This window comes from Streptomyces sp. NPDC027672 (assembly GCF_055566335.1).
This window is the reverse complement of the sequence record NZ_JBVHSO010000009.1, coordinates 158769-172992: the sequence shown is the minus strand read 5'-3', so window position 1 is coordinate 172992 and position 14224 is coordinate 158769. Positions and strand designations below refer to the sequence as shown.

The window sequence follows — 14224 nt, the reverse complement described above, 5'->3', positions numbered from 1 at the left end:
ACGGAGTAAGAGCGGCCCCCTCCGGGTGGGGAGCATCAGGGCGTGACCCCGCGCAGCCGCTCCCTCCTGATCAGCCTGGCACTCCTCGGCTCCCTCACCGCCGTCCGGCAGCCCGCGCACGCGGCGCCCGCCGACTGCGGTTCCTCGGTGCCGTACGTCTCCGGACAGGGCGGCTACGCCGTCTACCGCATCCCGGCCGTGGTGAGAACCGCCCGCGGTACCGTCCTGGCCTTCGCCGAGGGCCGGCGCGGCGGGGCCGGGGACAGCGGCGCCATCGACGTCGTCCTGCGCCGCTCCACCGACGGCGGCTGCACCTGGGGCCCGCTCACCGTGGTCAGCGCCGGACGCGGCGACACCCGCGGCAACCCGGCACCCGTGGCCGACCCGCGCACCGGTGCCGTGACCCTGGTGACCTGCGGCAACGCCGGAGACGTGACGGAGGCGCAGATCATGCGCGGCGAGGTGGCGCCGGGGCGGGGCCGCCGGGTGTACGTGCAGCACAGCTGGGACGACGGCCGGCACTTCAGCGCCCCCCGGGACATCACGGCCCGGGTGACCCGGCCGGGCTGGCGCTGGTACGCCACCGGCCCCGGCCACGCCGTCGCGCTCACCCGGGGCCCGCACCGGGGCCGGCTGCTGATCCCCGCCGACCACTCCGCGGCCCCGCCCGCCGGCTCGCCCGACACCGGGCAGGAGGCCAGGTACTACGGCGCGCACGCCCTCTACAGCGACGACCTCGGCCTCACCTGGCACCTGGGCTTCGTGGACGATGGGTACGACGGGGTGACCAACGCCAACGAGACCAGCGCCGCCCAGCTCCCCGACGGCCGCCTCTACCTCTCCGCCCGCGACCAGAACGGCACCGCGCCCGGCAACCGGCTCGACACCTACTCCGGTGACGGCGGCCGCACCCTGGACCGGCCCTTCGCCGCCCAGCCCGCCCTGGACGCCGTCCCCGTGGTCCAGGGCAGCGTCCTGCAACCGCGCGGCCGGGACGCGCCCCTGCTGTTCTCCGGGCCCTCCGTGCCGTCCGCCCGCCGTGCCCTCGCCCTGTGGGCCAGCACGGACGCCGGCCGCACCTTCACCCGGGTCCGCACCCTCACCGACCGCCCGGCCGCCTACTCCGACCTCGTCCAGCTCGCCCGCGGCCGGGTGGGCGTGCTCTACGAGACCGGTGTCCACGGCCCGTACGAGTCCCTGGAGTTCCGCCGCCTCCCGGCCACCTGAGCAGCACCGGAGCGGCGGCCGTCCCGTCCGGTCACGCGGATGCCCGGGCCCGCGCCGAGCAGGCGTGCGGGAGGGGGGATGATGTCCCGGTGGACAGGACCGGGGAATTCGAGGAGCTGCGGCCCCTGCTGTTCTCGATCGCCTACCGGATCCTCGGCAGCGTCGCCGAGGCCGAGGACGCCGTCCAGGAGACCTGGCTGCGGTTCTCCGCCTCGCCGGTCCGGCCCAGGTCGGCCAGGGCGTTCCTGTCGGCCACGGTGACCCGGCTCTCCATCGACGTCCTGCGCTCGGCCCGGGTCCGCCGGGAGGCGTACGCCGGGCCCTGGTTCCCCGAGCCGCTGCTCGCCGACCCCTACGAGGACCCGGAACGGTCGGCGGAGCTGGCCGACTCGGTGTCGATGGCGGCCCTGCTGCTGCTCGAACGGCTCAGCCCGCTGGAGCGGGCGGTGTTCGTGCTGCGGGAGGTGTTCGACTTCGGCTTCCCGGAGATCGCCTCGGCGGTGGACCGTTCGGAAGCGGCCTGCCGTCAGCTCGTGGTGCGGGCGCGGCGCCACATGGCCGAGGACCGGCCCCGTTTCGCGGCGGACCGCACCGAGCGGGAGCGGCTGGCGTCCCGGTTCTTCGACGCCCTGCGCGAGGGCGATGTCGGCGGGCTGCGGGACCTGCTGGCCGCCGACGTGTCGATGACCGGCGACGGCGGCGGCAAGGCGCCCCGGCTGGCCCGCGCCGTCCAGGGCGCCGGGAACGTGGCCCGGCTGCTCGGCTCCGTCTTCCCGGCGCTGGCCCGGGCCGGGGTGGTGTGCGAGCCGTGCGAGGTCAACGCCGGGCCGGGCGCGGTCTTCCGGGACCGCGAGGGCAGGGTACTGAACGCCCTGGCCCTCGACGTGCTCGACGGGCGCGTCCAGACGATCCGGCTCGTGGTCAACCCCGACAAGCTGGGCCACCTCGGCCCGGTGGCGGACGCCTGGGCGGTCCACCACGCGCTGCGGGCCGACCGCGCCCGGCGGTGACGGCCCTCCTCGCCCGAAAGCCCGAAGCCCCAAGCCCGAAGCCGTCGAGAGGCGGCTCCCGGCGGACACGATCGCCGTCAGGGCCGGAGGCTCTCGGCGGTCCCCGGCCGGACGAGCCCGCGAGACCGGCACCGCCGGAGGCTCGGCCGTGACCGTCAGCGCCGGGACCCGTCGAGAGCGAGCAGTCCGGCCGCCTCCAGGAACCTGCCCACCCGCTCGACCTCCTCGCCGGACAGCGGGACCTGCGGCTCGGCGGTCACCGGGCAGTCGATGACACCGCGCAGGTGCAGCGCCGCCTTGAACGCGCCCAGCGCCGCCGAGCTGCCGCCCATCCGCACCGGATCGCCCGCGCCGGTCATCCCGAACAGGGCGCACAGCCGCTCCTGTTCGGCCCGCGCGCCCGCCCAGTCGCCCGCCCGGCACTGCCGGTACAGGCGCACGTATCCGTGCGGGTCGACGTTGGCCAGGCCCGGCACCGCCCCGTCCGCGCCCAGCGCCAGCGCCGCGTCGGTGATCAGCTCGCCGCCGGTCAGCACGCTGAACCCGGGCCGGGCGCGGGCGCCCGTGACGATCTCCCGGAAGGCCGCCAGGTCGCCGCTGGAGTCCTTCACCCCGGCCAGCACGCCGTCCCCGGCGAGCCCCAGCACCAGGTCCGCCGGCAGCTTGGTGTGCACCGCGACCGGGATGTCGTAGGCGAGCACCGGGACCGGGCTGGCGGCGGCGATCCGGCGGTAGTGGCGTTCGATCTCCGCCGGGTGGGTGCGGGCGTAGAAGGGCGCGGTGACGACGACGGCCTCCGCGCCCGCCGCCGTGACCGCCGAGACGTGCTCCAGGACGCGCGGGGTGGTCATGTCGATGGCGCCCGCCAGGACGGGTAGCTGACCGCCCACGTGCGCGGTGACGGCCGCCACCACCTGCCGGCGCTGGGCGTCCGTCAGGAAGGCCGCCTCCGAGGTCGAGCCGAGCAGGAACAGCCCGTGTACCCCGGCCTCCACCAGGAAGCCGGCCAGCCGCAGCAGCGAGACCACGTCCACCTCGCCTTCCGGTGTCAGGGGCGTGCAGACGGGCGGGACGACACCGGTGAGCGGGGTGGCAGAGGTCATTCAGGGCTCCTGGCGCGCTAGGTCTCGGGTCGGCGTGTCCTCCTCCACAGGATGGTGACACCGGTAGCGGTGTCCGGGGTGCGACGCGGCCGAGAAGTCCGGCATCACCCGGGCGCACACCTCGTCGGCCTTCCAGCAGCGGGTGCGGAACGGGCAGCCGCTCGGCGGGCGGGTCGCCGAGGGCACCGGACCGGTCAGCGGGATCGGCTCGATCGGGTCCAGCAGTCCGGGCGTGGCCGAGAACAGGGCGCGGGTGTACGGGTGCCGGGCGGCGTCGGTGACCCGGCCGGCCGGGGCCTCCTCCACGATCCGGCCCAGGTACATGGTGATCACCCGGTCGCTCATCCGCCGTACCGTCTGGATGTCGTGCGAGACGAACACCAGGGCCAGCCCCAGGCGTTCCTGCAGGTCCAGCAGCAGGTTGAGGATCTGCGCGCGGACCGAGACGTCCAGGGCGCTGGTCGGCTCGTCGGCGACGACCAGGGCCGGGTCCAGGGCGAGCGCGCGGGCGATGGCGACCCGCTGCCGCTGTCCGCCGGAGAGCTGTCCGGGCAGCGCGTCGGCGAGCGCCCGGTCCAGACCCACCAGGGCCATCAGCTCCCGTACCCGCTCCTCCCGCCCGGCCCGGGTGCCGCGGCGGTGGACGTCCAGCGGGTCGCGCAGGATGCGGCGGACCGTCAGCCGGCGGTTCAGCGCGGTCGACGGGTCCTGGAAGATCATGCCGGTGCCCGCGCCCACCACGGCCCGGCGTTCGGCGGCCGGCATCGTCCACAGGTCCCGGCCGCCGAACGCCACCGTCCCGGACACCGGCCGCTCCACGCCCACCAGCACCTTGGCCAGCGTCGACTTCCCGCACCCCGACTCGCCGACCACGCCGACCGTCTCGCCGGCCGCCACCGTGAGGCCGGCGCCGGTCAGGGCGTACACCCGGTCCCGCCGGAACAGGCCGCCGCCGCGCGCCCGGTGGACGACGTGCGCGTCCCGCACCTCCACGACAGCGGTCACTGCAGGGCCTCCTCGCTCTCGGCGGACGTCGGCTCCACCGCCGGGTGGTGGCAGGCGGCCGTGTGCGCGGGCGTGCCCGTGAGCACCGGCACGGTCCGGTGGCACACCTCGGTGGCCAGCGGGCAGCGGTCGGCGAACCGGCAGCCCGCCGGGAAACCGGCCGGGGCCGGTACGACGCCCTGGATCTGCGTCAGCCGCTCCGCCGCCGACTCCAGCGAGAGCACGCTGCCCAGCAGCCCGCGCGTGTAGTGGTGGGCCGGCGCGGCCACCAGGTCGGCGGTCACCCCGCTCTCCACGATCCGCCCGCCGTACATCACCGCCACCCGGTCGGTGACGTCGGCGACCAGCGCCAGGTCGTGCGAGACGAGGACCAGCGCGAAGCCCAGTTCGGCGCGCAGCCCGAGCAGCAGCTCCATGATCTGGGCCTGCACGGTGACGTCCAGGGCGGTGGTCGGCTCGTCGGCGATGATCAGCCTCGGCTCGCGGGAGAGGGCCATCGCGATGAGGACCCGCTGGCGCTGCCCGCCGGACAGCTCGTGCGGATAGCTGCGCAGGGTGCGCTCCGGTTCGAGGCCGACCAGCGACAGCAGCTCCCCGGGGCTGCGGCGGCCGCCGCGCCGGACGAGCTGCCGCAGCTGGGCGCGGATGGTCATGGCGGGGTTCAGCGAGGACAGGGCGTCCTGGTAGACCATCGCCATCTCGTGGCCGAGCAGCCGCCGCCGGACCCGGGCCGGCTCGGTGAGCAGGTCCCGCTGCCGGAACCGCACCCGCCCGCTGATCCGGGCGCCCCTCGGGGCCAGGCCCATGACCGTGAGCGCGGTCAGCGACTTGCCGCAGCCCGACTCGCCGACCAGGCCGAGCACTTCCCCCGGGTACACCTCGAAACCGACGCCGGCCACGATGTCCACGCCCCGGTGCCGGTCCGGGAAGCCGATGGCGAGGTCCTCCACGGCGAGCACCGGCTGCCCGCTCCGGTCGGGCTGCGGCCGGGCCCGGGCGCGCAGCCGCCGGGCGGCCTCGGCGAGGCCGGGCAGCCGCAGTACCCCGCCGGTGCCGGGCTCTGGCGTCCCCGGTGCCTCCCGCGCCGCCGGCACCTCCCGCGGCGCGGGCGCGGCCCACGCGTCCGACACGCCCTCGGAGAGGATGTTCAGCGCCAGCACGGTGCACAGGATCAGCAGTCCGGGGAAGACGGTCGCCCACCAGCCGCCGGTCAGCACCATGTTCCGGCCGTCGGCGATGACGCTGCCCCAGGACGGGTCCGGCGGCCGCACGCCCGCGCCGATGAAGGACAGCGACGCCTCGAAGACGATCGCCTCGGCGACCTGGACCGTGCAGAACACCAGGACGGGCGCGGCGCAGTTGACGGCCACGTGCCGCAGCACGATGTGCGGGGTGCGGGCGCCGATCACGCGCTCCGCGGTGACGTAGTCCTCGCCGTACTGCTCCAGCACGTTCGCCCGCACCACCCGGGCCACCGGGGGCGTGAACAGGAAGGCGATCGCGCAGATCAGCACGCTGATGCCGCCGCCGAACACGGCGACCAGCACGGCCGCGAGCGCGATGCCCGGGAACGCCATCACCACGTCCAGGCAGCGCATCAGCGTCTCGTCGACGGCCTTGCGGGAGGTCGCGGCGACGGCCCCGAGCAGGGCCCCGGCGACGAGCGCCAGCGCGGTCGCGCCCAGCCCGATGGCGAGCGACCAGCGGGCGCCGTACAGCAGCCGGCTCAGGATGTCCCGGCCGAGGCTGTCCTGGCCCATCCAGTGCGCGGCGGACGGCGCCCCGGTCCCGCCGGCCGGGTCCTGCTGGTCCAGCGGGTCGTCCGGGGCCAGCACCGGGGCGAGGACGGCGACCAGGACGACCACGGCCAGGAAGCAGACGGCGGCCCTGGACGGCAGCGGCAGCCGGCCGCGGGGCCGGACCCGGGGCCGCGACAGCCGTTCGGCGAGGCGCGCGCGTGTGACCATCAGCCCGCCCTCAGTCGTGGGTTGACCAGCAGATACAGGATGTCGATGACGAGGTTGACGACGACGAACCCGGTCGCGGTGGTCAGCACGACACCCTGGACCACCGCCGGGTCGCCGTTCTGCACGGCGTCGATCATCAGCTTGCCCATGCCGGGCAGCGCGAAGATCGTCTCGATGACGACGGCGCCGCCGAGCAGATAGCCGACCCGCAGCCCGAGCACGGTCAGCGGGTTGACCAGGGCGTTGCGCAGCACGTTCCGGCCGACGACGACCCGGGGCGGCAGCCCGCTCCCGATGGCCGTGCGGACGTAGTCCTTGTCCAGTTCCTCCACCACCGAGGTCCGCACGATCCGGGTGAGCTGGGCGGCGACCGGCAGGGACAGGGCGGCGGCGGGCAGGGCCATGGTGCGCAGCCAGCCGGTGACCGAGTCGGCCGGGTTGACGTAGCCGCCGGTCGGGAACCAGCCCCGGTCCACGGCCAGGTACTGGATCATCAGCAGCGCCAGCCAGAACCCGGGCGCGGCCACCCCGACCAGCGACACCACCCGGATGACCTGGTCCGGCAGCCGGTCCCGGTACACCGCCGCCGTCACCCCGCCGGCCAGCGCCAGCACCACCGCGAGGGCGAGGCCGAGGAAGGTCAGCTGGAGGGTGAGTGGCAGCGCCGTGGTGACCTGTCCGGCCACCGGGGCACGGGTCAGGGCGCTGGTGCCGAGGTCGCCGTGGAGCAGGTCGCCGACGAAGTGGACGTAGCGCACGGGCAGCGGGTCCAGCAGCCCGTTGCGCGCGCGGAAGTCGTGGAGCTGCCCGGGGGTCGGGTTGGCGCCCTGGAAGAACGCGGACGCCGGGTCGACGCGGGAGAACCGCATCACCAGGAACACGAAGAGCACGATGCCGAGGAGCAGCGGCACGAGCAGGGCGATCCGGCGCAGCAGGATCCGTACGACGGCCGTCATGCCGTCAGGCCCACGTGGCCTGGAGGAGGTTGACGCCCGGGTAGGGCTGGGCCCTTATGCCGGTCAGCTCGCGCGGGTTCCAGGCGGTCATCAGCTCGTTGTGGACGACCGGGTAGAGCACGGCCTGTTCGGCGACGAGGTCGATGTAGTCCTGGACCATCGCCTTCTTCCGCGCCGGGTCCGGCTCCCGGGTGGCCCGGTCCATGGCCGTGAAGAGCCGCCGCGCGGCCGGGTCGTCGGCCCACCGCGTATAGCGCATCCACAGGTTCCCGGGGCCGTGGTTGTAGCGCATGATCAGGTCGGCGTCGAGGCCGAACTGGTTGGGGTTGGAGGCGGCGGCCACCACCTGGTAGTCCTGCCGCTGGTCCAGCTTGGTGAAGACGGCCGTGGTCTCCTGCGGCGCCAGGGTGGTCCGTACGCCGATCGCGTCCCAGGAGGACTTGACGGTCGGCAGGCAGTCCACGACCCAGCTCACGTTCACGGCCATGAGGGTCACGCTCAGGCCGCTCACCCCGGCGGCCCGCAGCAGCGCCCTGGCCTTCGCCGGGTCGTGGCCGTAGACGGTCCGGGCCCGCCGGTAGCCGGGGTTGTGCGTGTCGAGGAACGAGGACGCGGGCCTGCCGTGGCCCTTCAGCGCGACCCGCACCATCTTCTCGCTGTCGATGGCGTAGTGCAGGGCCTGCCGCACCCGGACGTCGTCGAAGGGCTTGTGCCGGGTGTCGAACATCAGGAAGAGGTTGTTCATCCCGGCCCCGCCGGCCACCTTCATCCCGCCCTGCTCCAGGCGCGGGATGTTGGCGTAGGGGATGTTGTCGGCGATCTGCGCCCCGGCGCCGGTCCCGGAGATCCGCGCGACGCGGGACGCGGCGTCCACGATCGTCAGCCAGTTCATGCGCTTGAAGGCGGGCCTGCGGGGCCCGTTGTAGGCGGCGAACGCCTCGAAGACGGTGTTCGACTTCGGGTGGTGCGCGCTCTGCCGGTACGGCCCCGAGCCCACGGCCAGCCCCCGGACCGCGTCGTCCCAGGCGCCCGGCCGGGAGTAGACGTGCGCGGGCATGATCTTGGCCAGGGTGAGCCGGGAGAGCCCGTCCGGGAACGGGAACCTCAGCCGCAGTTCGACGGTCCGGGGGCCGGCCGCGCGGACGGATTCCAGCCAGGAGGCGAAGAAGCCCTGGGCGAGGGTCTGCGTCTTCGGGTCCAGGATGCGGTCGAAGACGAACACCACGTCGTCGGCGGTGACGGGCCTGCCGTCGTGGAAGACGGCGCCGGGGCGGAGCGTGAACCGCCAGGTGGTGGCGTGCGGATCCGCCGGCACCTCGGTGGCGAGCGCGGGATACGGCACCCGGGTGATCGGGTCGGTGTCCAGCAGCCCCTCGTAGATGTGGTGGTTGGCGGCCATCGCGAACGCCGACGCGGTCTGTGTCGGGTCCCAGCTCCCGTCGTTGCCGTACCCGATGACGGCGGTCAGTGTCCGGTCCGCGCCGCCGCCCCCGCCGCCGGTGTCGTTGGTCGACTCCGGTCCGGCGGAACAGCCGGCCAGCAGCGCGCCCGCGCCCAGCGCCCCGGCACCCGCCAGGAACGACCGGCGGCGCGGTGCCGGTACGTCGGGGATCACGTCGTCGCGCACGGGTCCTCCAGCGGGCCGGTGTGGGGAGGGGTGGGATACGACGTCCTACGTCCTACGTCCGGCCGGTAGCGCGACCATAGGAGCGGCCGTGGAGGCGGTCAAGACGGCGCACACGAATGGATCAGCCGTCCCAGGTCACACCGCCGGAGGCCGGATCCGGCGCCCGGGGCCGCGCGGGTACGGGACAATGGCCCCATGAGTCTGTTCCGCGACGACGGCATCGTGCTGCGCACCCAGAAGCTGGGCGAGGCGGACCGGATCATCACCCTGCTCACCCGCGGGCACGGGCGGGTGCGGGCGGTGGCGCGGGGCGTGCGCCGCACCAAGTCGAAGTTCGGGGCCCGGCTGGAGCCGTTCTCCCACGTGGACGTGCAGTTCTTCGCGCGCGGCAGCGAGCTGGTCGGGCGCGGGCTGCCGCTGTGCACGCAGAGCGAGACCATCGCTCCCTACGGCGGCGGGATCGTCACGGACTACGCCCGCTACACCGCCGGGACGGCCATGCTGGAGACCGCCGAGCGGTTCACCGACCACGAGGGCGAGCCGGCCGTGCAGCAGTACCTGCTGCTGGTCGGCGCGCTGCGCACCCTCGCCCGGGGCGAGCACGCGCCGCACCTCGTCCTCGACGCCTTCCTGCTGCGCTCCCTCGCCGTGAACGGCTACGCGCCCACCTTCGGCGACTGCGCGAGGTGCGGGATGCCCGGCCCGAACCGGTTCTTCTCGGTCGCCTCCGGCGGCTCCGTGTGCGCCGACTGCCGGGTGCCCGGCAGTGTCGTGCCCTCCCCGCAGACCCTGGTGCTGCTCGGGGCGCTGCTTACGGGAGACTGGGAGACGGCGGACGCGTGCGAGGCGCGCCACGTCCGCGAGGGCAGCGGGCTGGTGTCCGCCTACCTGCACTGGCACCTGGAGCGCGGGCTGCGCTCCCTGCGGTACGTAGAGAAGTAGTCGCACGGTCGAGGAGACGAGAAGCAGATGGTCGTACGCGGGATCCTGGGGCGCCGGCGGCGCGAGTACAAGGCGCCGGAGCCGCACCCGTCCGGTGCCCGTGCCCCCAAGCTGCCGGGCGAGCTGGTGCCGAACCACGTCGCGATCGTCATGGACGGCAACGGACGGTGGGCGAAGGAACGCGGCCTGCCGCGCACCGAGGGGCACAAGGTCGGCGCCGAGCGGGTGCTGGACGTGCTCCAGGGCTCCATCGAGGTCGGCGTCCGCAACATCTCGCTGTACGCCTTCTCCACCGAGAACTGGAAGCGGTCGCCCGAGGAGGTCCGCTTCCTGATGAACTTCAACCGCGACTTCATCCGCAAGAGCCGGGACCAGCTCGACGAGCTCGGCATCCGGGTGCGCTGGGTGGGCCGCATGCCCCGGCTGTGGAAGTCGGTCGCCCGGGAACTCCAGGTCGCCCAGGAGCAGACCGAGGGCAACGACCTGCTCACCCTGTACTTCTGCATGAACTACGGCGGGCGCGCGGAGATCGCCGACGCGGCGCAGCGGCTCGCCGAGGACGTGCGGGCGGGCCGGCTCGACCCGTCGAAGGTCGACGAGAAGACCGTCCAGAAGTACCTGTACTACCCGGACATGCCGGACGTCGACCTGTTCCTGCGCCCGAGCGGCGAGCAGCGCACCTCCAACTACCTGCTCTGGCAGAGCGCCTACGCCGAGATGGTCTTCCAGGACGTGCTGTGGCCCGACTTCGACCGCCGTGACCTGTGGCGGGCCTGCGTCGAGTTCGCCTCCCGCGACCGGCGCTTCGGCGGGGCCGTGCCGAACGAGGAACTCCTCGCCATGGAAGCCGCCATGCGCGGCGATTCCACCTCGTAGTCACCGGCCGTTCACCCGGGGTGCCGAGGATGCGGCTCATGAGACGTCTCCTCCCCGTGCTCGCCCTCGGCACCCTCCTCCTCACCGCGCTGCCCGCCCACGCCACGCAGGACGGCCCGGCGCACCGCGAGAGCTACGGCACGAAGGCGCCGTACGCGCCCCGGCAGGGCCGGCACGGCTACCAGCAGGCCCCGGCCGGTTTCGTTCCCGTCTTCACCGAGAACGTCTCCCGGCACGGGTCCCGCGCGGCCAGCGACAGCGACGACGCCGACCTCGTCCTCGCCCTGTGGGACCAGGCCCGCGCGGAGGACCGCCTCACCGGCCTGGGCCGGGAGTTCGGCCCGAAGGCGCGCGCCCTCCAGGCCGCCATGGCCAAGGTCGGCTACGGCAACCTCAGCGGGCGCGGCCGGCAGGAGCTGGCGGACACCGCCGTGCGCCTGGAGCGGCGGCTGCCGGCGCTGTTCACGCAGATCGCCGCCGACGGCGAGCGGATCGACGTGGTCAGCTCCGGGCAGGGCCGGGCCGTGGACAGCGGCACCGAGTTCACCGCCGCCCTCGCCGCCGCCGACCCGGAGCTGAAGCCGCTGATCGGGCCGGCCCGCACCGACAAGGACCTGCTGTACTTCCACAAGGCGGCCGGCGGCGCCGCCTACCGGGACTACATCGAGCACGACCAGCGCCTCAAGGACACCCTGGACGGCATCACCGGCCGGCCGCAGACCCGCAAGGCCGCCCACAGCGTCCTGCGCAAGCTGTTCCAGGAGCCGTTCGTCGCGCGGATCGCCGACCCGGTGGGCGCGGCCCGCGCCGTCTACAACCTGTACGCCATCGCGCCCGCGATGAGCGAGGAGAGCCCGGACGGCCGGGGCTGGGGCATGGAGCGCTTCCTGTCCCCGGCGGACGCGGCCTGGTTCGGCTACCTGTCCGACGCCGAGGACTTCTACGAGAAGGGCCCCGGCTTCGCCGGCAGCGACATCACGTACAAGATGGCGGACGTCCTGCTGGACGACTTCTTCCGGCAGGCGGAGGCCAAGCGGGCCGGCACCAGCGACCTCGGCGCCGAGCTGCGCTTCAGCCACGCCGAGGAGATCATCCCGCTGGCCGCGCTGATGGGGCTGCCGGGCAGCACCGAGCCGGCGGCGCCGGACGAGCCGTACACCTACGCCGGCAACTCCTGGCGCGGTGCCTCGGTCTCCCCGCTGGGCGCCAACATCCAGTGGGACGTCTTCGCCAAGGGCGACCGCTATCTGGTCCGCATGCTCTACAACGAGAAGGAGACGGCCTTCAAGGAGGGCTGCCGTCCGGTCGCCAAGGGCAGCGCCTTCTACGACCTGGACGAACTGGAACGCTGCTTCGGCCGGCGCTAGCCCGCCGCGCAGTCCGCGCAGGTGCCGAAGATCTCCACGGTGTGGGCCACGTTGACGAAACCGTGTTCCGCGGCGATGGCCTCCGCCCACTTCTCCACCGCCGGGCCCTCCACCTCCACCGCCTTGCCGCAGGCGCGGCAGACCAGGTGGTGGTGGTGTTCGCCGGTCGAGCAGCGGCGGTAGACCGACTCGCCGTCGGAGGTGCGCAGGACGTCGACCTCGCCGGCCTCGGCGAGGGACTGCAGGGTGCGGTAGACCGTGGTCAGACCGACGGAGTCGCCCTTGTGCTTGAGCATGTCGTGCAGTTCCTGCGCGCTGCGGAACTCGTCGACCTCGTCCAGGGCCGCTGCCACGGCTGCACGCTGGCGGGTCGCGCGGCCCTTCACGGGCGGTCCGGCGGTCGTCACCGTTGTCTCCTTAGCTGCCTCGCTCCTGCCCGGGCCATTGTGCCAGCCCGGGCGGACAGCGGTCAGGCGCCGACCTCGTCCGCGGCGCCCCGCGCGGCCGGAAGGGTGCACTCCGCCGGGTCTCCGGCGGGCTGTGCCGCCGCCGCCGCGCGGGCGCGCCGCCGGGCCAGCGGTGTGGCCAGCGCGGTCAGCGCGATGAACGCGGCGATGGTCAGCAGGACGATCGTGGCACCGGGCGGCACGTCCTGGTAGTACGACGTGACCGTGCCGCCGACGGTCACCGCCACCCCGATCGCCACCGCGAGCGCGAACGTCACGGCGAAGCTGCGGCTGAGCTGCTGCGCGGCGGCCACCGGCACCACCATCAGCGCGGAGACCAGCAGCAGCCCGACCACCCGCATGGCGACCGTCACCGTGACCGCCGCGGTGACCGCGGTCAGCAGGTTCAGGGCGCGCACCGGCAGACCGGTGACCCGCGCGAACTCCTCGTCCTGGCTGACCGCGAACAACTGCCGGCGCAGGCCCAGCGTGACCAGCAGCACGAACGCGGCCAGGACCACGATCGCCGTCACGTCGGACGGGGAGACGGTGGAGAGGGAGCCGAACAGGTACGACGTCAGGTTGGCGTTGGAGCCTCCCGGCGCCAGGTTGATCAGCATCACGCCGCCGGCCATGCCGCCGTAGAACAGCATGGCGAGGGCGATGTCGCCGCGGGTCCGGCCGTACCAGCGGATCAGCTCCATCAGCACCGCGCCGAGGACCGAGACGGCCGTCGCCATCCACACCGGGGACGTGGACAGCAGGAAACCGAGGCCGACACCGGTCATGGCGACGTGCCCGATGCCGTCGCCCATCAGGGCCTGGCGGCGCTGGACCAGGTAGATGCCCACCGCGGGCGCGGTGATGCCGACCAGCACGGCGGCCAGCAGCGCCCGCTGCATGAAGGCGTAGTTCAGGAAGTCCATCAGCTCAGCAGTCCCGTGCGGATCGGCGCGGCGCCCTCCGGCGCGTGCGGGTGTACGTGGTCGTGGCCGGGCAGGGCGTGCTGGCCGACCGCGCGCGGCGGCGGGCCGTCGTGCAGGACGCAGCCGTCGCGCAGCACCACCGCCCGGTCGATCAGCGGCTCCAGCGGGCCCAGCTCGTGCAGCACGAGGAGGACCGTCGTGCCGGCCTCGACCTGCCGCTCCAGCGTCCGGGCCAGCACCTCCTGGCTGGCCAGGTCGACGCCCGCCATCGGCTCGTCCATGATCAGCAGGTCGGGCTCGGCGACCAGCGCGCGGGCGATCAGCACCCGCTGGTGCTGGCCGCCGGACAGGGCGGTCACCGTGTCCTTGGCGCGGTCGGCCATGCCGACCTGCTCCAGGGCGCGGTGGACGGCCGCCCGGTCGGTCCTGCGGAACGGTCCGAAGCGGGTGCGGGCGAGGCGGCCCGAGGCGACGATCTCGGTGACCGTCGCCGGGACGCCGCCCGCGGCCGTCGTGCGCTGCGGCACGTAGCCCACGCGCGCCCAGTCCCGGAAGGACTTGCGCGGGGTGCCGAAGAGTTCGACCGTGCCGCCGGTGGCGGGCACCTGGCCGATGATCGTGCGGATCGCCGTGGACTTGCCCGAGCCGTTGGCACCGAGCAGCGCGACGACCTCGCCGCGGCCGACGGTGAGGTCGATGCCGCGCAGCACGGGACGGGCGCCGAGTTCGGCGGTCACCGCGCGCAGGGCTATGACGGGTTCGCTGGTCATCT

13 protein-coding genes are annotated in these 14224 nt (G+C 74.1%); 5 read left to right on the top strand and 8 right to left on the bottom strand.

What is annotated here, in order from left to right; genetic code table 11:
* Positions 1–42: 42 nt before the first annotated feature.
* Together ACZ4SV_RS22650 and ACZ4SV_RS22645 are read left to right on the top strand one after the other, a co-directional pair.
* Positions 43–1227 (top strand): sialidase family protein, encoded by a 1185-nt coding sequence (locus ACZ4SV_RS22650; protein ID WP_468006152.1) that lies wholly within the window; start codon positions 43–45, stop codon positions 1225–1227.
* Positions 1228–1316: 89 nt separating this feature from the next.
* The gene (locus tag ACZ4SV_RS22645) at positions 1317–2237 is read left to right on the top strand and encodes an RNA polymerase sigma-70 factor (protein ID WP_468006151.1); all 921 of its coding nucleotides are present in this window, start codon (positions 1317–1319) and stop codon (positions 2235–2237) included.
* A gap of 155 nt (positions 2238–2392) precedes the next feature.
* Here ACZ4SV_RS22645 and ACZ4SV_RS22640 read toward each other — a convergent pair whose 3' ends face one another.
* From ACZ4SV_RS22640 to ACZ4SV_RS22620, 5 genes are read right to left on the bottom strand one after another with little or no spacing between them, the layout of a single operon-like run.
* Positions 2393–3340, bottom strand: coding sequence for a dihydrodipicolinate synthase family protein (locus tag ACZ4SV_RS22640; protein WP_468006150.1), 948 nt, complete (start codon positions 3338–3340; stop codon positions 2393–2395).
* Positions 3341–4345 (bottom strand): oligopeptide/dipeptide ABC transporter ATP-binding protein, encoded by a 1005-nt coding sequence (locus ACZ4SV_RS22635; protein WP_468006149.1) that lies wholly within the window; start codon positions 4343–4345, stop codon positions 3341–3343.
* Positions 4342–6312 carry a dipeptide/oligopeptide/nickel ABC transporter permease/ATP-binding protein gene (locus ACZ4SV_RS22630; protein ID WP_468006148.1) on the bottom strand — a complete coding sequence of 657 codons (1971 nt, stop codon included), beginning with the start codon at positions 6310–6312 and terminating at the stop codon, positions 4342–4344. Before ACZ4SV_RS22630 ends, ACZ4SV_RS22635 begins: the two co-directional genes overlap by 4 nt.
* Complete coding sequence (locus ACZ4SV_RS22625; RefSeq protein WP_365879959.1) at positions 6312–7268, bottom strand: ABC transporter permease; 957 nt, start codon at positions 7266–7268, stop codon at positions 6312–6314. The genes ACZ4SV_RS22630 and ACZ4SV_RS22625 overlap by 1 nt, the downstream gene beginning before the upstream one ends.
* A gap of 4 nt (positions 7269–7272) precedes the next feature.
* Positions 7273–8895 (bottom strand): ABC transporter substrate-binding protein, encoded by a 1623-nt coding sequence (locus tag ACZ4SV_RS22620; protein ID WP_468006147.1) that lies wholly within the window; start codon positions 8893–8895, stop codon positions 7273–7275.
* 195 nt (positions 8896–9090) lie between these two features.
* On the opposite strand from ACZ4SV_RS22620, the gene recO reads away from it, so the two are divergent.
* The 3 genes from recO to ACZ4SV_RS22605 are packed head-to-tail and all read left to right on the top strand — an operon-like array spanning position 9091 to position 12080.
* On the top strand, positions 9091–9837 hold the full coding sequence (gene recO / locus ACZ4SV_RS22615; protein ID WP_365879955.1) for a DNA repair protein RecO: 747 nt from the start codon (positions 9091–9093) through the stop codon (positions 9835–9837).
* Between the two features lie 27 nt (positions 9838–9864).
* A complete protein-coding gene (locus ACZ4SV_RS22610; RefSeq protein ID WP_365879953.1) occupies positions 9865–10713 on the top strand; it encodes an isoprenyl transferase in 849 nt (282 codons plus the stop codon).
* Positions 10714–10751: 38 nt separating this feature from the next.
* Positions 10752–12080, top strand: a complete 1329-nt coding sequence (locus ACZ4SV_RS22605) for a histidine-type phosphatase (RefSeq protein ID WP_468006146.1) — start codon at positions 10752–10754, stop codon at positions 12078–12080.
* Here ACZ4SV_RS22605 and ACZ4SV_RS22600 read toward each other — a convergent pair.
* From ACZ4SV_RS22600 to ACZ4SV_RS22590, 3 genes are all read right to left on the bottom strand, one after another.
* Complete coding sequence (locus ACZ4SV_RS22600) at positions 12077–12487, bottom strand: Fur family transcriptional regulator (RefSeq protein WP_365879950.1); 411 nt, start codon at positions 12485–12487, stop codon at positions 12077–12079. The genes ACZ4SV_RS22605 and ACZ4SV_RS22600 overlap by 4 nt on opposite strands.
* Before the next feature lie 62 nt (positions 12488–12549).
* Positions 12550–13452 carry a metal ABC transporter permease gene (locus ACZ4SV_RS22595; RefSeq protein ID WP_397942909.1) on the bottom strand — a complete coding sequence of 301 codons (903 nt, stop codon included), beginning with the start codon at positions 13450–13452 and terminating at the stop codon, positions 12550–12552.
* Positions 13452–14222, bottom strand: a complete 771-nt coding sequence (locus tag ACZ4SV_RS22590; RefSeq protein WP_365882492.1) for a metal ABC transporter ATP-binding protein — start codon at positions 14220–14222, stop codon at positions 13452–13454. Before ACZ4SV_RS22590 ends, ACZ4SV_RS22595 begins: the two co-directional genes overlap by 1 nt.
* Between the last annotated feature and the right edge of the window lie 2 nt (positions 14223–14224).

Bases quoted from the DNA above. Each gene is read 5' to 3' on its own strand.
- ACZ4SV_RS22640 (WP_468006150.1), bottom strand. From the start codon at position 3,340: ATGACCTCTGCCACCCCGCTCACCGGTGTCGTCCCGCCCGTCTGCACG.
- ACZ4SV_RS22630 (WP_468006148.1), bottom strand. From the start codon at position 6,312: ATGGTCACACGCGCGCGCCTCGCCGAACGGCTGTCGCGGCCCCGGGTC.
- ACZ4SV_RS22625 (WP_365879959.1), bottom strand. From the start codon at position 7,268: ATGACGGCCGTCGTACGGATCCTGCTGCGCCGGATCGCCCTGCTCGTG.
- recO (WP_365879955.1), top strand. From the start codon at position 9,091: ATGAGTCTGTTCCGCGACGACGGCATCGTGCTGCGCACCCAGAAGCTG.
- ACZ4SV_RS22610 (WP_365879953.1), top strand. From the start codon at position 9,865: ATGGTCGTACGCGGGATCCTGGGGCGCCGGCGGCGCGAGTACAAGGCG.
- ACZ4SV_RS22605 (WP_468006146.1), top strand. From the start codon at position 10,752: ATGAGACGTCTCCTCCCCGTGCTCGCCCTCGGCACCCTCCTCCTCACC.
- ACZ4SV_RS22595 (WP_397942909.1), bottom strand. From the start codon at position 13,452: ATGGACTTCCTGAACTACGCCTTCATGCAGCGGGCGCTGCTGGCCGCC.
- ACZ4SV_RS22590 (WP_365882492.1), bottom strand. From the start codon at position 14,222: ATGACCAGCGAACCCGTCATAGCCCTGCGCGCGGTGACCGCCGAACTC.